Source organism: Bacillus sp. M6-12, from assembly GCF_002860285.1.
Classification (GTDB): Bacteria; Bacillota; Bacilli; order Bacillales; family DSM-1321; genus Peribacillus.
On sequence record NZ_PGVF01000004.1, the window covers coordinates 1 to 16,092 of the forward strand.

A 16,092-nucleotide genomic window follows, 5' to 3' on the forward strand; every position below is an offset into this window, starting at 1 on the left:
TCTTCGTGAGGGCAGCGGCCTTTGCCTTGGCTGCTGCGGCGGCTTTTTTCTTCGCCAGGTCTGCTTCATCACTTGGCTCTGCAGGCGCTTCTGCCTCTTCCTTCGCTTTCATCTTCGCGAGGGCTGCTGCTTTTGCCTTGGCTGCTGCGGCGGCTTTTTTCTTCGCCAGGTCCGCTTCATCACTTGGCTCTGCAGGCGCTTCTGCCTCTTCCTTCGCTTTCATCTTCTCGAGGGCGGCGGCTTTTGCCTTGGCGGCTGCCTCTTTCTTTAATTGATCGAGATCTTTTACATCGCTCATGGTTAAATCACCTTCTTCCCGGTTTTCGCCTCATAGCGAATCTTCTCTTTCAATTTATTGATTCCATAAATAAGAGCGGCTGGGTTGGGCGGACAGCCCGGAATATATACATCAACGGGAACGATTTGGTCGACACCTTTTACAACTGAATATGATCTTACGTATGGGCCTCCAGCTGTTGCACAAGATCCCATAGCGATTACCCACTTCGGCTCAGGCATTTGGTCATACAGCCTTTTTACAATCGGAGCCATTTTTTTAGTTACCGTTCCAGACACTATCATTACGTCAGATTGTCTTGGGGATGTACGGAAAAAAGAACCGAAACGATCAAGGTCATAGTGGGAGGATCCAACGCCCATCATCTCAATAGCACAGCAGGCAAGACCGAATGTCATCGGCCAGAGGGAGTTGCTCCTGGCCCATGCTTTTATTTGCTCAAGCGTTGCCATAAACACGTTCCTTTGCAGCTCTTCCATCTCTTCAGGAGAAATGTTATCCATCTTTAAGTCCATTTTAGCACCTTCTTTTTCCACGCGTAGATAAGTCCAATAAGCAGCAATAGAACGAAAATCAGCATTTCAATAAGTGCAAATATGCCCAGTTTTTCATAGGCAACCGCCCAAGGATAAAGAAATACTGTTTCTACATCAAAAATGACAAACATTAAGGCAAAAATATAGTAGCGGACGTTGAATTGAACCCTTGAATCATGGAATGGTTCAATCCCGCTTTCATAGGTAGTGTACTTAGCTTCGGATGGCTTATAAGGCCGAAGCAGCTTACCTATTAATATAGCTACAACTGGCAGTAAAATCCCTAGACATAGAAACACAAAAACTATCAGATAATTATTCTGATACTGATTCAAAAGTTCCATGCCCATCCCCCTTTATTATGTAAGATATTCTTTTGTGTCAGGCGGGTCAGCTTTTATAGCTGCACTCTGGCACAAGGTATTTCCTCTAAATTGTAAGAATGCTCACACTTTTATAAATGTAACCGAATACATTATATCACTCTTAAAAATGTGTGTCGATAAAGCTTAGAATTTGTTTCCAAGTAATTTGGCACTGCTTTACTATATGCCGGTCCACGACTTTTTAACACGAATAGATTGCTAGAAAAGTGCATTATACATAGTCAAAACCGCAGTTCGGCAGAATGGCGGGAAAACTGTTCTATATCTCTTTTGCAGACCAAATAAAAATCTCCTAACTAGTTTACGCCCAATTTTCTTTTTTCGTCTGTGAGAGATGTCATACTTTAGACAAAAAGGGATGGTTTTTCATAACCCGAAAGCTCTGTTAAACTTGCCTGTTGATTGCAGCGAAGGGCACTGGCTTTCCTCGGACGGTTCTGAAGCCTCCGGCGTTATACTCCTGCGGGGTCTCCCTGGATCCGCTTCTCCCGGGTACACTAAACTTGACCACCGCAGTAAGGAAAAAAAAATTATTGAGGATTCTCGAGCCTTTTGCTGCGATCAGCATAGTTCCAGAATCAAGAATGAACTTTAACATAGCAAAAAAAAGCACTATTCTACCCCGTAGTTGTAGGGTGAATAGTGCTTTTTTTAAAAATTCTTTTCCGCAACAGATATACGGTTGATGGCTCGCTGCAGAGCAAGCTCTGCTCTTTTTGCATCTATATTGTCCTGTTTATCCTGTAAACGCTGTTCAGCCCGCGCTTTCGCTGCCTGGGCCCGTGCCAGATCGATGTCTTCTGTAGATTCTGCCGATTGGGCAAGAATGGTTACAACATCAGGACGTACTTCTAAAAAGCCGCCACTTACTGCTAAATATTCAGTCTCTGCGCCTTTTTTAAGGCGAACAGCACCGATTTTCAGAGGAGCGACCATAGGAATATGCCCTGGCAGGATGCCAAGCTCCCCGCTTTGCGCTTTTGTGCTTATCATCTCGACTTCAGAATCATATACAGGGCCATCGGGAGTAACAACACTGACTTTAACCGTCTTCATCTAATACCCTCCTTGGTCCCTTTATTAAGCCATTTGTTTTGCTTTTTCAACAACTTCTTCAATTCTTCCTACCAGACGGAATGCATCCTCTGGAAGGTCATCATACTTTCCTTCAAGGATTTCTTTGAAGCCCTTAACAGTTTCTTTAACTGGTACATAAGAGCCTTTTTGTCCAGTGAACTGCTCGGCAACGTGGAAATTCTGTGACAGGAAGAATTGAATGCGGCGTGCACGTGCAACAACAAGCTTATCTTCATCAGTCAGCTCATCCATACCAAGGATGGCGATGATGTCCTGAAGCTCTTTATAGCGCTGTAAAGTCTGCTGTACACGGCGGGCAACATTGTAATGTTCTTCCCCGACGATTTCTGGAGACAATGCGCGTGATGTTGAAGCAAGCGGGTCAACCGCTGGATAGATACCCATTTCGGAAAGCTTACGCTCAAGGTTTGTTGTAGCATCCAAGTGAGCGAAAGTTGTTGCCGGAGCAGGGTCAGTATAGTCATCCGCAGGTACGTAGATCGCCTGGATAGACGTTACGGAACCTACGTTTGTAGATGTAATACGTTCTTGTAATTGTCCCATTTCAGTAGCAAGAGTTGGCTGGTAACCAACGGCAGAAGGCATACGTCCTAATAGGGCGGAAACTTCAGAACCCGCTTGTGTGAAACGGAAGATGTTATCGATGAAGAAAAGAACGTCCTGTCCTTGCTCATCACGGAAATATTCAGCCATTGTCAAACCAGTTAGGGCAACACGCATACGTGCGCCAGGAGGCTCATTCATCTGACCGAATACCATTGCTGTTTTCTTGATAACGCCAGAATCGCTCATTTCATGGAAAAGGTCATTTCCTTCACGAGTACGTTCACCAACACCAGCAAATACGGAAATACCGCCGTGCTCTTGAGCGATGTTGTTGATAAGCTCCTGAATTAATACAGTCTTACCAACACCTGCTCCACCGAACAGACCGATCTTTCCACCTTTGATATAAGGAGCAAGAAGGTCTACTACCTTGATCCCTGTTTCAAGAATTTCTACTTCTGTAGAAAGGTTCTCAAATGATGGTGCTTGTCTGTGGATTGGATTCCTTGTAGCTTCTGCAGCAATCGGTGCATCAAGGTCGATGTTTTCTCCAAGTACGTTGAAAACACGTCCAAGCGTAACGTCACCAACTGGTACAGAAATTGGTGCACCTGTATCTACAAATACTGTTCCACGAGTTAAACCGTCAGTTGAAGACATCGCAACCGTACGAACAGCATCATCTCCTAGATGAAGGGCAACTTCAAGAGTTAAGCTGTCGCCGGATGCTGCATCTTCTATTCTTAACGCGTTATGGATTTTTGGAAGCTGACCGCTTTCAAACTTAACGTCAACAACCGGACCCATAACTTGTATAATGCGTCCTTTATTCATCTTGTTCCCTCCTAACATAACTTATGACACTATCCATTCATATAAATACCGGAGGCCACAGGATAAGAAAGGCTTGTCTTCCCCCCTTGAACTGAACAATAATTGTCCGTCAAACCTGCTGGCTCCGGTTTTTCTTTTATTCCAGTGCGGCGGCACCGCCGACAATTTCAGTGATTTCCTGGGTAATGGCTGCCTGGCGTGCTCGGTTGTATTGCAGTGAAAGAGAATCAATCAGTTCAGCCGCATTATCCGTTGCATTTTTCATAGCAGTCATACGAGCAGCGTGCTCACTTGCTTTCCCGTCCAGTAAAGCACCATAGATTAGGCTTTCTGCATATTGAGGAAGCAGCACTTCAAGAATTTCTTCAGCAGATGGTTCAAATTCATATGAAGCCAATTTGCCGGAAGGCTTGATATCCGTCAATGGCAGCAATTTCTTTTCTGTAACATCCTGCTGGATCGCACTGACATAATGGTTATAATACATGTACAGTTCATCGTATGCTCCCTGCTGGAACAGTCCGACTGCAGATCTTGCAAGATCATTTATATCAGCAAAGGAAGGCTGGTCGGAAAGGCCGACAACTTCCAGTTCAACATTGATTTTCCGGTTAACAAAAAAGTCTCTTCCCACTCTCCCGATAGCGATGATTGTATACTCATCCTGGGATTTGTGGCGCCTTTTAATTGTTTGAAAGACATGGCGCAGAATGCTGCTGTTGTATGCTCCAGCAAGTCCACGATCCGATGTAATGACAAGATAACCTGTCTTTTTAACGGGACGTGAAACAAGCATAGGATGTCTTACAGAAGTACTTGCAGCTGCAATGCTCGCAACTACCTCCTGGATTTTATCCATGTAAGGAACGAACCTTTTCGCATTACCTTCAGCACGGTTCCATTTTGATGCGGAAACCATCTGCATCGCTTTCGTAATCTGGCTCGACTTTTTAGTAGATGTTATCCGGCTTTTTATATCGCGTAATGATGCCATTCATTCTCACCACCCTTTTACAATTTATAGACCAATTATTCAGCAATAACGAATGTCTTTTTAAATTCAGTGATTGCCGCTGTCATCCCGTCGTCCTTAGGAAGGTCGCCGGTTGTGCGGATATGGTCTAATAAATGAGTGTGGTTGCGATCTAGCCAAGCATGGAATTCTGATTCAAAACGACGGATTTGCTCAGTAGGAATGCTGTCAAGATGTCCGCGTGTAAGAGCGTAGAAAATCATAACTTGCTTTTCAACTGCTACAGGCTTGTTCAAATCCTGCTTAAGAACTTCAACAGTACGTGCACCACGGGCAAGCTTTGCCTGAGTTGCTTTATCAAGGTCAGAACCAAACTGTGCAAATGCTTCAAGTTCACGGAAAGAAGCAAGGTCAAGACGGAGTGTACCCGCAACCTTCTTCATCGCCTTGATCTGAGCAGATCCACCTACGCGGGATACGGAAAGACCAGCGTTGATGGCAGGGCGTACGCCTGAGAAGAACAAGTCAGACTGCAAGAAGATTTGTCCATCTGTAATAGAGATAACGTTTGTTGGGATATAAGCAGAGATATCGCCAGCCTGAGTCTCAACGAATGGCAATGCAGTGATTGAACCTGCACCGTGTGTGTCGTTCAGTTTTGCTGCACGCTCCAATAAACGTGAGTGCAAATAGAATACATCCCCTGGAAATGCTTCACGGCCTGGAGGACGGCGAAGTAATAGGGAAAGCTCACGGTAAGCTGCTGCTTGTTTTGATAGATCATCATAAACAATAAGAACATGCTTGCCATTGAACATAAACTCTTCTCCCATAGTAACACCGGCATAAGGAGCCAAGTATAATAGAGGAGCAGGCTGGGAAGCAGATGCTGTAACTACGATTGTGTAATCCAGGGCACCGTGCTTACGCAATGTTTCAACAGTATTACGTACTGTAGATTCTTTTTGTCCGATTGCAACATAGATACAGATCATGTTTTGATCTGCTTGATTTAAGATTGTATCGATGGCAACAGACGTTTTACCAGTCTGGCGGTCACCGATGATTAATTCACGCTGTCCGCGCCCGATTGGCACAAGAGCATCGATCGCTTTAATACCAGTCTGAAGCGGTTCATGAACAGATTTACGGTCCATTACACCTGTTGCTGGGCTTTCAATTGGACGAGTTTTTGTTGAGTTGATTGGTCCAAGTCCGTCTACCGGCTGGCCAAGCGGGTTAACTACACGTCCGATTAGTTCTTCACCTACAGGTACCTCCATGATGCGTCCTGTACGGCGTACTTCAGAGCCTTCGCGAATTTCTGCGTAAGGCCCAAGAATAACGATACCAACGTTATTTTCTTCCAGGTTCTGTGCCATACCCATTGAACCGTTTGAAAATTCTACGAGCTCTCCGGCCATGACATTATCTAGACCATGAACGCGAGCAATACCGTCACCAACTACGATAACAGTACCTACATCGCTTACTTTAATTTCCGATTGATAATTTTCAATCTGCTTTTTAATCAGCGCACTGATTTCTTCAGCTTTGATGCTCATGAATTTCACCCCTATCTGCGAAATATTACCTTAATAGTTCTCTTTCAAGACGCTCAAGCTTGCCGCTTACGCTTCCGTCAAAAATGCGGTTGCCAATGCGAAGCTTAATGCCGCCCAATAGACCGCGGTCTACTATATTTTCAATTCGTAATGTGCTTTTGCCGACTTTAGCTGCAAATGAAGAAGAAACAGCATCCCGTTCGGAATCTGAAAGCGGACGAACAGTGTAAACCTGTGCATCTGCCACTGATTTTTCTTCGTTGGCAAGCTCGATGAAATCAACAGCCATCTGTACAATCACATCTGTACGGTGACGGTCAGTCATTAGCTTAAGCGTGTTCTTGACCGGATCCGAAATATTAATGAAAGTATCTTCAATAAGCTGTTTTTTAGCTTCATTTGTTACTTTAGGATGCTTCAGGAATTCAAGCAGTTCTCCATTGGTTTTGAATACTTCCTTGACCGCACGAAGATCTTCTTCAATCTGATCAAAAAGGTTTTGCTCTTTAGCAATTTGAAAAAGCGCGACAGCATATCGCTTTGCTACTGAGATATCGCTCATCGCTCTTCTCCTGCCTCTTGAATATACTCCTTAATCAGCTTTTCCTGGTCTGCTTCAGAAAGTTCTTTCTCAATAACCTTGGACGCAATAAGAACAGATAAGGATGCAACCTGCTCACGCAAAGCAGAAACTGCTTTTTCCTTTTCCTGTACGATTTCACGTCTAGCTGATTCTTTCAAGCGTTCCGCCTCAGCACGTGCAGTCGTAATAATATCTTCACGCTGCGCTTCGCCTTGCTTCTTCGCGTTTTCGATTAACTGGCCCGCTTCAACACGGGATTGCTTTAGAAGTTCACGCTGCTCTTCAAGAAGCTTGCTTGCTTCCGCACGGCTCGCTTCTGCAGCAGTGATTTCATTTGCAATAAATTCTTCACGCTGTTTCATGATTCCCATTAAAGGGCCCCATGCAAATTTCTTTACCAACGCCAACAGGATAATAAAGATTACAAGCTGAAATATAATGTCACCACTGTTAAAGTGAAGACCTCCCTCAGCTGCTCCCAAAACAAAAACATTCGTTGACACGCTCGGCTCACTCCCTTCAAAAGATTCGCTCTATAGTCTTTGAAATTTTCAAATAGATATATTTGAAAAGAGATTTCTAGGTTAAATTACCTGTGTTTAAGGATTATAGACATAAAGTAATGGCGAAGGTTCTTATCGAATGATCTTCGCCATCATTTCAATACTGCTGCTTATCTTCCTAAAACGATGAAACCGATAACTACCCCAATGATTGGAAGGGCTTCAACTAACGCAACCCCGATGAACATTGTTGTTTGTAGCATACCGCGAGCTTCTGGCTGACGTGCCATACCTTCGATTGTACGTCCAACAATAAGACCGTTACCAATACCGGCGCCAAGCGCACCTAAACCAACTGCAATCGCTGCTGCGATAAGACCTAAAGAACCTGTCATGATAATTTTTCCTCCTTGGAAATATATGTTTTTATTTTTTTGCAACTTGGTGTTCAAAAAATGAACAAAGTTTATAATTAATGGTCCTGGCTCACTTTATGTGATATGAAAACCATTGTTAACATTACAAAAATAAACGCCTGAATTGAACCTACAAAGACACTGAATCCCTGCCATGCAAGCATTGGAACAGCTGCAGATAATGTACCTATAATACCGCTTCCCACTCCATTGGCATAACCATTTGTGGCAAGGCCGGCAAGCAATCCCAGAAGGATTTCGCCTGCATAGATATTACCGTAAAGCCGCAGACCCAATGTAAGGGTGTTTGCAAACTCTTCGATAATTTTTAACGGGAACATAAAACTCATTGGCTGGAAAAATGTTTTTCCATATGCTTTCGGCCCCAGCATTTTGACACCATAATAGTGGGATAAACCCATTACCATTACTGCCAGTGTCATGGTGATAGCCGGGTCAGCAGTTGGTGATTTCCACCACAGTTCGTGGCCTACCACTATTGAGAAAGGCAAACCTAACATGTTTGAAACAAAGATATACATAATCAGGGTCATTCCAAGTACAAGGAAGCGCCCGCCAGTTTGCCAATCCATCGAACTGTTAATGATACCTTTCACGAAATCCAGGACCCATTCCATAAAGTTTTGGATCCCCGTCGGTTTCATCTCAGTCCGGCGGGTAGAAACAACAGCGAGTATGAAAACTATAAGACTTGCAATAGTAATCATCATGATGTTCGCCAAGTTGAAATGCAGTCCCAGAAATTCTACTATTGGAGCTTCATGATTCATCAGTATTCACCTCTCTTTTTACTATCGACGTAGATTTTGGATAAAATAATCTATCATAATGACCAAATAGGATGTCATTAATCCAACTACCACACTAACCATATGAAATTGATCCGGATACCTCAAGGCAATGACTGCAGCCAGGGCTCCCATGGATAACCTCGTTACCATGCCGAGGGATTTCACTTTCTTCCCTGCAGCAACCGCTTCGGAGAACTTCCTGTTTTTCTGGACCATTGACCAGAAATTGAACAGACTAATAGCCGTTCCCAGCACCAGGCCAAGGAAAACGGTTTTATACGGAGTTATTCCCGCACATAAAAGATAAAAGGACAACATATACATTATGTATTTACGTTGCCTGATAAACATTGCTTCTAAATCTGGCATTATAATAATTAATCTCCTGAGAAATATTGTCGGACAGTGCGCAGCATGGCATATGTGCCAGCAGCAAGTCCTAAAAGAAGACCTACCACCATTAAAAACGGAGCAGAGTCCAGCTTGCTGTCGAACAATCTTCCGGCAAACAAACCTACTAAAGTGCATCCGACCAATTGGGATAGAATTGCAGATGTTAATGCCATTGCCCTGAATAAGTGGCGTTCTTTTTGACGCATGGCAACTTCCTCGCGGGTAATTTTGAGGGTGAAAACATATAATTGCATTGTGCACAAACGGGAATAAAATTGCACAGCAGTGTTGGAAACCCTGTCATTCATGCCCTTTGTTAGCATACAATAGGCACCTTACGTTGTCAATCGCTCCATAGTGAAAAATGTCACACCTTCGTAATAATTAACGATTTGTTCACATTTTCATTAAAAAATCCAAAAATAACCATTAATTCCCACTTGATAATTATTTACTTCTCAATTTGGATTATCTGATCTATTCTGTTTTCCCTGCCAGCTTTTCTGGCGAAAATAACAGCTCTGTAAACTCCTGCTGGAGGCATGCTTTTTATAGAGAGCTCCCTTTTGATCAAGCCTCTCGGTGCATTGTAAGCCCAATCCAGGTATCCTGCAAACCGGAGACTGTCATAATCATACAGAGCAATGCCAAATTCTTCAGCTCCTCCAGGCAAATACACCTCATATCTATAGCTGTCCGGAGAATCAGCTGCTGCGAACGCAAACCCCATCACCCGCGGGTACTTAGGTTCTTCCATTACATATAAGTATGGAAGCTGAATTTCTTTGGCACCTGCTGATAACGTTATATAACCATCTGTAATTTTCTCCCGGGATTTCCTGGTATCCACTGCTGCACCGATTATCACTGCCTTATTTTCCCCCGGCTTCAATAAAAAGTCCTGAGGCATCCGCCACTTTACCCCGTTTGTTCTTGGCGGGTATTTAAATGAATAACGTCTGGTCTTGTTTCCACTATTCTCGACGATTATTTTTACCTGGCGCTCCTCACGTCCAGCTATACCTGTAAACATCCCAAAAGATAAGGAAGCTGGGATTACAAGGGTGTCAGCCTTTATAGCCCTGATTAGATCCACCCGGCCTGCTCCTTGTTCAAATGTATGGTATGCCTGGCCACTTTCTTTTTTTAACGGCTTTGCGGTAGTCATCAATGCAGATTTAATTTTTTCCGGTCCCCAGTCAGGGTGAGCCTGTTTTAATAACGCGCAGGCACCCGCTATATGCGGGGCCGCCATGCTTGTTCCAGCCATCGTTAAATACCCTGAGGGTACCGTACTTTTAATAGAGACTCCAGGGGCCAGCAGGTCAGGTTTTATTCCCCAATTAACGGTAACAGGCCCTCTTGAACTGAAATCCGCGAGCCGATCCTGTTCTTTTTTATAATAAAAAGCTCCAGTGAGAGAACCAGTTTCTTCCATTATGTTTATAAGCCGAATACCATCTTCCTTTGAAATGCTTACAGCAGGTATATCCTGTGGCTCCACCAAGCCGCCCGTAAATGGTCCGTTGATATTATTAAAGATAATAACACCGTCCGCTCCAGCTTTTTGAGCATTGTTAATTTTTTCAGCAAATGTCAATGTGCCCCGTTTAATTAGAGCTATTTTATTTTTCACATGTTTGAGTTCAGTTTTTTTCCCAATGCCTCCATTGACGACTTCCTGGGTATTACGAAAGTTCCACGGCTTGCTTCCCTGAAATTCAGAAAGTCTTATCTTTGCTTTACTCGCACCGAGTCCAGCCGCAAGAAACGGAACATCTAATGGTGGTGTGGATGCTCCAACGGTAATAGATTTTCCGGCTGTGCCCGGGGTTCCCACTGTCCATACGCCAGGCCCGGAATTACCGCTTGAGGTAACAGCTGTAATCCCGCTTTCCACTGCCTTATCCAAGGCCATTGAAATCGGTAAATCAGGTCCATTTACGTTGTTCCCAAGCGACAGGTTCAGCACATCAACTGAATCCTTAATAGCCCGGTCAATGGCTGCAATTACTTGTTCGGTATTACCCATACCGCCGGGTCCGAGTGCCCTGTAGGCGATAATTTCCGCTTCAGGTGCAACTCCCTTGATTTTTCCGTTTGCAGCGATGATCCCGGCTACGTGGGTACCATGCGAAGTAGCCACTCCTTCTTTCCCTCTTGTTTCCATAGGATCCTCATCACCGTCTACCATGTCGGACCCACCCTTGTATGACCTTCGTAAATCGGGGTGGCTGTAATCAATGCCTGTATCAATTACTCCTACCTTTACACCTTTTCCTGTGAGGCGATGATGGGAGGAGTCAAAAATCCCCCTTGCTGCCCTGCCTCCGATAAATGGGACACTTTCATCAAGGGTTACCTTATACACCAAGGCTTCAGAAACTTCCTTTACTAAAGGGCTGGTCTTTAATCGCTGGAGGTCTTGGCGATTGCCAAGAACCGAGAACCCATTTAAAGCATACTGGAAATGTTTTCGCAATTGAATGGATGAGTAGGATGATAGGATTTTATCAATTTGTGGCTTTGTAACCGATGCTTCAAGCGTCACAATCGCAAGAATCTGTTCCGTCTGCGATTGCTTCGGAAGCGGAGGAAGCTTGTTAATGGATGAAGAAGCGGATGAACCGGTAATAAGCATTAACACTAATATAATACTTGCCGTTTTGATAGTCATCCCAACTCCTCCTTTTTGAATAGCGTTTCACCGGAGGAAAGGACATATACAAGAAACTCTTTTTTCTGCAGCACTGGTATAAGGAATTTTTTTCAACCTTAAGCTGATCTATCGCAATTTTATTATTAAACCTTTTAAAAATACCAAAAAACCCTGTCTGATTTATCTAACAGGGTTTTCTGATATATAGGGAATTATTATTGTTCTAATGGGTTATATGGTTCTGGACGGCTGTCGAGTTTTTGAAAATAGTACTTGATCGCTTCTGCTATACGGCCAGATGCTTTTCCATCTCCATACGGGTTTCCGGCCTTTGCCATTTTCGCATGTGCTGCATCATCATTTAAAAGTTCAGAAGCAAGGCTGTAAATGGTTTCTTCCTCGATACCCGCAAGCTTCAGGGTTCCTGCTTCAATTCCTTCTGGACGCTCTGTTGTATCCCTTAATACCAATACAGGAACACCAAGAGACGGGGCCTCTTCCTGAACACCGCCCGAATCTGTAAGAATCAAATGTGCCCGTGCCGCAAAGTTATGGAAATCAAAGACATCAAGAGGTTCGATCAGCTGGATTCTTGGATCATTGCCCAAGACTTCATCTGCAAGTTCACGGACAACAGGATTGAGGTGAACTGGATAAATCACTTGAACATCATCATTCTCTTCTACCAGGCGTTTTACCGCTCTAAACATATTCCTCATAGGCTCACCAAGATTTTCACGGCGATGTGCTGTTAATAATACCAAACGGTCATTCCCAAGCTTATCGAGAACAGGATGAGAATAATCTTCATTTACAGTTGTCGACAATGCGTCAATTGCCGTATTCCCAGTAATAAATATAGACTCTTCCTTTTTGTTCTCATTTAACAGGTTGTGAGCCGATTTTGTTGTTGGCGCAAAATGCAGGTCAGCCATTACGCCAGTCAATTGACGGTTCATTTCCTCAGGGAACGGAGAATATTTATTCCATGTGCGAAGGCCCGCTTCCACATGGCCGATGGCTATTTGATTATAAAAAGCAGCAAGGCTGGCGATAAAGGTAGTCGTCGTATCACCATGTACAAGGACAATGTCCGGCTTTACTTCTTTCATAACTTTATCAAGCCCTTCCAGCCCTCTCGTCGTAACATCGATAAGTGTCTGGCGATCCTTCATAATATTCAGGTCATAGTCAGGATTTATTGAAAAAATATCCAGAACCTGGTCGAGCATCTGCCTGTGCTGGGCAGTTACTGTAACAATTGACTCAAACTCAGGATGTTTGTTCAATTCAAGCACTAACGGTGCCATTTTAATAGCTTCAGGCCTAGTACCAAATATGGTCATTACTCTAATTGGATTATTCATGCATTACTCCTTTTGGGATTTATTTCGTCCCAAATAAACGGTCTCCGGCATCACCAAGGCCCGGAACGATATAGCCATGGTCATTTAATTTTTCATCAAGTGCCGCAATATAAATATCCACATCAGGATGTGCTTCTTTAAGTGCATCGACACCTTCTGGCGCAGCGATCAGACACATAAATTTAATGTTAGCCGCACCGCGCTTTTTCAGTGAATGAAGAGCCTCGATAGCTGATCCGCCAGTCGCGAGCATCGGATCCACAACGATAAATTCTCTTTCCTCAACATCACTAGGAAGCTTGATGTAATATTCCACAGGCTTCAGCGTTTCTGGATCGCGATATAGGCCGACATGTCCTACCTTTGCAGCAGGAATCAGCTTTAAAATACCATCTACCATACCGATACCGGCACGCAAAATCGGTACTATACCAAGCTTTTTGCCGGAAAGGACCTTTGATTTGGCTTTTCGGACAGGCGTTTCAATCTCCACTTCTTCAAGCGGCATGTCCCTTGTAATTTCAAACGCCATCAAGGTTGCGACTTCATCGACCAATTCACGGAATTCCTTTGTACCCGTTCTTATATCACGGATGTATGTAAGCTTGTGTTGGATTAAAGGATGATCAAAAACGTATACCTTTCCCATAAGGATCTCTCCTTTTCATATTCTTATTCCAGTAAAATTTGCACTTCAACTCATTCTACAGAAAAAAACATTTTTCTTCAACTTATGCCGAAAGCTTACTTTTCCCTAAAACATAACTAAACCTTTCCGGAAATGGGCCGGAAAGGTTTAGTGTAAGCTTTATGACAATGTTGGGTATAACTGATATTTACCAGAAAGTGCCTCTACACGCTGCTTGGCTTCTTCCAGTTTGGATTCATCTTCATGGTTTTTCAGTACTAGACCGATAATCGCTGCGATTTCATCCATGTCTTCAAGGATAAACCCGCGTGAAGTAACAGCGGCTGTACCGATTCTGATGCCGCTTGTAACAAATGGGCTTTCCGGATCGAATGGAATCGTGTTTTTGTTTACAGTGATTCCGATATCATCCAGTGCTTTTTCAGCCACTTTTCCAGTAAGGTTTAGCGAACGGACATCAAGAAGCAGGAGGTGATTATCAGTTCCGTCAGAAACGAGAGTAATTCCTTCTTTTTTCAAAGCTTCGCCAAGGCGCTTGGCGTTATCAATAATATTCTGTGCATACTGTTTAAAATCCTCTTGAAGCGCTTCGCCAAAAGCAACTGCTTTAGCTGCAATAACATGCATAAGAGGGCCGCCCTGGATGCCCGGAAAAATAGACTTGTCAATTTTCTTTGCGAATTCTTCCTTACAAAGGATCATCCCTCCGCGAGGTCCGCGAAGTGTCTTATGAGTAGTAGTAGTAACAAAATCAGCGTAAGGCACTGGATTTTGGTGAAGTCCCGCCGCTACAAGGCCTGCAATATGCGCCATGTCAACCATCAAATATGCTCCTACCTCGTCAGCGATTTCCCTGAAGCGCTTGAAATCGATCTCTCTCGGATAAGCACTCGCACCAGCTACAATCAGCTTCGGCTTATGTGTACGAGCCTTCTCGAGAACGTCTTCATAGTCAATCATTTGCTTTTCTTTATCGACACCATATTCAACGAAATTGTATTGCACACCACTGAAGTTAACGGCACTTCCATGTGTTAAGTGGCCGCCGTGGGAAAGATTCATCCCTAGGACCGTATCCCCTTGCTCCAAAATGGTGAAATAAACCGCCATGTTTGCCTGTGCACCTGAGTGAGGCTGGACATTTGCGTGCTCTGCGCCGAAGATTTCTTTCGCCCGGTCACGTGCCAAATCCTCCACGATATCTACATATTCACAACCGCCATAATAACGTTTTCCGGGATAACCTTCTGCATACTTGTTCGTCAATACTGAACCTTGCGCTTCCATCACTGATTCACTTACGAAGTTCTCTGAAGCTATCAATTCAATCTTGCTTCGTTGACGTCCGAGTTCTTTTTGTATTGCCTTCCATACTTGCTCATCCTGCTTCGCCAAATGGTTCATTGGAATCCCCCTCAGATAATAGTGCATTTGTTTTTGGTTATGTACAAAAGTCCGTTCCCAGGAAAGACCTTTGCAAAAAGCGGTATTTTTCGAAAATTCTATTCTATATTATCACGTTCAAAATAGTTATGGTAGTAGCCGAAAGGTATTTTTTTACGAACATTTTTACTGATTGGTATAAAAACATTCGGTTTTTAACCGTTTAATATAATTAAGCATCAAAAAAGCCCTGCCTTCTTTATAAAAACGGCAGAGCTTTTAATTTAATCTGTCTTTACGTACAGCTCTTTAATTCTGGCTTATTATCATATACAGCCCGCTCGCCGCCGATTAACTTGGGGCGTGTCTTTGCCATCGTTACATGCGCATGGCCTACCTGCCTGATTTTACTTCGCACCGGCACCGCCACATGCTTTAAATGCATGCCGATAAAGGTATCACCGATATCAATACCGGCATCAGCCTTAATATGCTCCACAACAACAGCCTGATTCAGGTGGTTGAACGCATATGCAGCCATCGCACCGCCCGCTGTTTGTACTGGGATGACCGCAACCTCTTCATACCCGCGGCTTTCAGCTGTTTGGCGAGTGACAACAAGCGCCCTGTTCAAGTGTTCACAGCATTGGAAAGCCAAATTCAATCCGGTTTTTTGCTGAAATGCCTCAAATTCTCTAAAAATAATGGCAGCGGCATCAAGTGTTCCTTCGGTTCCAATCCTTTTTCCAATTACCTCACTGGTACTGCAGCCAACAACCAGAAGATGCTTGTCCTGTAATTGGGCCTCATCCTGTAAATCCCCCAATAAAGTCCGCAACTGTGTTCGCCATACCTCCAAATCAGATGAAACAGATTGCTCGAATGCCATAACAAAGCCCATCCTTTCCGAATTTAGAGTGGTTATTAGAAAAGCGCAAGCCCCTGATACAAGGAACGTCGACTAAGGTCTGCCACGTCCTCACAAAGCTGTCGCTTTGTTTCGTGCGATGAATCGCTGCCGAAGCGTTCCTTGTCCTGTGGCGACGCCGGCACTAGCACGTCTTGTGCGTCGGGGCTGAGTGCTGGAGCTA

The 16,092-nt window shown here is 44.0% G+C and carries 17 protein-coding genes and 1 pseudogene; all 18 read right to left on the bottom strand.

What is annotated here, in order from left to right; genetic code table 11:
* A pseudogene (locus tag CVD28_RS06555) lies at positions 1-298 on the bottom strand (NADH-quinone oxidoreductase subunit C); the annotation flags it as partial.
* Between the two features lie 2 nt (positions 299-300).
* Positions 301-813, bottom strand: a complete 513-nt coding sequence (locus CVD28_RS06560; protein WP_101591577.1) for a NuoB/complex I 20 kDa subunit family protein — start codon at positions 811-813, stop codon at positions 301-303.
* Positions 804-1,178: an NADH-quinone oxidoreductase subunit A gene (locus CVD28_RS06565; protein ID WP_101591578.1), complete on the bottom strand. Its 375-nt coding sequence runs from the start codon at positions 1,176-1,178 to the stop codon at positions 804-806. The genes CVD28_RS06560 and CVD28_RS06565 overlap by 10 nt, the downstream gene beginning before the upstream one ends.
* Before the next feature lie 693 nt (positions 1,179-1,871).
* Positions 1,872-2,276: a F0F1 ATP synthase subunit epsilon gene (locus CVD28_RS06575; protein WP_101591580.1), complete on the bottom strand. Its 405-nt coding sequence runs from the start codon at positions 2,274-2,276 to the stop codon at positions 1,872-1,874.
* 24 nt (positions 2,277-2,300) lie between these two features.
* Complete coding sequence (gene atpD, locus CVD28_RS06580) at positions 2,301-3,698, bottom strand: F0F1 ATP synthase subunit beta (RefSeq protein ID WP_101591581.1); 1,398 nt, start codon at positions 3,696-3,698, stop codon at positions 2,301-2,303.
* 136 nt (positions 3,699-3,834) lie between these two features.
* Complete coding sequence (gene atpG, locus CVD28_RS06585) at positions 3,835-4,692, bottom strand: ATP synthase F1 subunit gamma (protein WP_101591582.1); 858 nt, start codon at positions 4,690-4,692, stop codon at positions 3,835-3,837.
* 35 nt (positions 4,693-4,727) lie between these two features.
* Entirely contained in the window at positions 4,728-6,236 is a 1,509-nt protein-coding gene (atpA, locus tag CVD28_RS06590) for a F0F1 ATP synthase subunit alpha (protein ID WP_101591583.1), read from the bottom strand.
* Positions 6,237-6,261: 25 nt separating this feature from the next.
* Positions 6,262-6,798, bottom strand: coding sequence for a F0F1 ATP synthase subunit delta (locus tag CVD28_RS06595; protein WP_101591584.1), 537 nt, complete (start codon positions 6,796-6,798; stop codon positions 6,262-6,264).
* The gene (atpF, locus tag CVD28_RS06600; RefSeq protein WP_101591585.1) at positions 6,795-7,322 is read right to left on the bottom strand and encodes a F0F1 ATP synthase subunit B; all 528 of its coding nucleotides are present in this window, start codon (positions 7,320-7,322) and stop codon (positions 6,795-6,797) included. The genes CVD28_RS06595 and atpF overlap by 4 nt, the downstream gene beginning before the upstream one ends.
* Positions 7,323-7,492: 170 nt before the next feature.
* Positions 7,493-7,717, bottom strand: coding sequence for a F0F1 ATP synthase subunit C (gene atpE / locus CVD28_RS06605; protein ID WP_101591586.1), 225 nt, complete (start codon positions 7,715-7,717; stop codon positions 7,493-7,495).
* 77 nt (positions 7,718-7,794) lie between these two features.
* Positions 7,795-8,529 carry a F0F1 ATP synthase subunit A gene (gene atpB, locus CVD28_RS06610; RefSeq protein WP_101591587.1) on the bottom strand — a complete coding sequence of 245 codons (735 nt, stop codon included), beginning with the start codon at positions 8,527-8,529 and terminating at the stop codon, positions 7,795-7,797.
* 21 nt (positions 8,530-8,550) lie between these two features.
* A complete protein-coding gene (locus tag CVD28_RS06615; RefSeq protein WP_101591588.1) occupies positions 8,551-8,919 on the bottom strand; it encodes an ATP synthase subunit I in 369 nt (122 codons plus the stop codon).
* An 8-nt stretch (positions 8,920-8,927) separates the two neighbouring features.
* Positions 8,928-9,149, bottom strand: coding sequence for an AtpZ/AtpI family protein (locus CVD28_RS06620; RefSeq protein ID WP_101591735.1), 222 nt, complete (start codon positions 9,147-9,149; stop codon positions 8,928-8,930).
* A gap of 245 nt (positions 9,150-9,394) precedes the next feature.
* Complete coding sequence (locus CVD28_RS06625; protein ID WP_101591589.1) at positions 9,395-11,620, bottom strand: S8 family serine peptidase; 2,226 nt, start codon at positions 11,618-11,620, stop codon at positions 9,395-9,397.
* A gap of 197 nt (positions 11,621-11,817) precedes the next feature.
* Entirely contained in the window at positions 11,818-12,969 is a 1,152-nt protein-coding gene (gene wecB / locus CVD28_RS06630; RefSeq protein ID WP_101591590.1) for a non-hydrolyzing UDP-N-acetylglucosamine 2-epimerase, read from the bottom strand.
* Positions 12,970-12,988: 19 nt separating this feature from the next.
* Positions 12,989-13,618 (bottom strand): uracil phosphoribosyltransferase, encoded by a 630-nt coding sequence (gene upp, locus CVD28_RS06635; RefSeq protein WP_101591591.1) that lies wholly within the window; start codon positions 13,616-13,618, stop codon positions 12,989-12,991.
* Positions 13,619-13,777: 159 nt separating this feature from the next.
* Positions 13,778-15,022, bottom strand: a complete 1,245-nt coding sequence (gene glyA / locus CVD28_RS06640; RefSeq protein WP_101591592.1) for a serine hydroxymethyltransferase — start codon at positions 15,020-15,022, stop codon at positions 13,778-13,780.
* A 274-nt stretch (positions 15,023-15,296) separates the two neighbouring features.
* Entirely contained in the window at positions 15,297-15,890 is a 594-nt protein-coding gene (locus CVD28_RS06645; protein ID WP_101591593.1) for a TIGR01440 family protein, read from the bottom strand.
* Positions 15,891-16,092 lie beyond the last annotated feature (202 nt).

Excerpts from the sequence above, each read along its gene's own strand:
- CVD28_RS06615 (WP_101591588.1), bottom strand. The coding sequence starts at position 8,919 with ATGCCAGATTTAGAAGCAATGTTTATCAGGCAACGTAAATACATAATG.
- atpE (WP_101591586.1), bottom strand. The coding sequence starts at position 7,717 with ATGACAGGTTCTTTAGGTCTTATCGCAGCAGCGATTGCAGTTGGTTTA.
- CVD28_RS06620 (WP_101591735.1), bottom strand. The coding sequence starts at position 9,149 with ATGCGTCAAAAAGAACGCCACTTATTCAGGGCAATGGCATTAACATCT.
- atpD (WP_101591581.1), bottom strand. The coding sequence starts at position 3,698 with ATGAATAAAGGACGCATTATACAAGTTATGGGTCCGGTTGTTGACGTT.
- CVD28_RS06625 (WP_101591589.1), bottom strand. The coding sequence starts at position 11,620 with ATGACTATCAAAACGGCAAGTATTATATTAGTGTTAATGCTTATTACC.
- atpB (WP_101591587.1), bottom strand. The coding sequence starts at position 8,529 with ATGAATCATGAAGCTCCAATAGTAGAATTTCTGGGACTGCATTTCAAC.
- wecB (WP_101591590.1), bottom strand. The coding sequence starts at position 12,969 with ATGAATAATCCAATTAGAGTAATGACCATATTTGGTACTAGGCCTGAA.
- CVD28_RS06575 (WP_101591580.1), bottom strand. The coding sequence starts at position 2,276 with ATGAAGACGGTTAAAGTCAGTGTTGTTACTCCCGATGGCCCTGTATAT.
- upp (WP_101591591.1), bottom strand. The coding sequence starts at position 13,618 with ATGGGAAAGGTATACGTTTTTGATCATCCTTTAATCCAACACAAGCTT.
- CVD28_RS06565 (WP_101591578.1), bottom strand. The coding sequence starts at position 1,178 with ATGGAACTTTTGAATCAGTATCAGAATAATTATCTGATAGTTTTTGTG.
- glyA (WP_101591592.1), bottom strand. The coding sequence starts at position 15,022 with ATGAACCATTTGGCGAAGCAGGATGAGCAAGTATGGAAGGCAATACAA.
- CVD28_RS06645 (WP_101591593.1), bottom strand. The coding sequence starts at position 15,890 with ATGGCATTCGAGCAATCTGTTTCATCTGATTTGGAGGTATGGCGAACA.
- CVD28_RS06560 (WP_101591577.1), bottom strand. The coding sequence starts at position 813 with ATGGACTTAAAGATGGATAACATTTCTCCTGAAGAGATGGAAGAGCTG.
- atpA (WP_101591583.1), bottom strand. The coding sequence starts at position 6,236 with ATGAGCATCAAAGCTGAAGAAATCAGTGCGCTGATTAAAAAGCAGATT.
- atpG (WP_101591582.1), bottom strand. The coding sequence starts at position 4,692 with ATGGCATCATTACGCGATATAAAAAGCCGGATAACATCTACTAAAAAG.
- CVD28_RS06595 (WP_101591584.1), bottom strand. The coding sequence starts at position 6,798 with ATGAGCGATATCTCAGTAGCAAAGCGATATGCTGTCGCGCTTTTTCAA.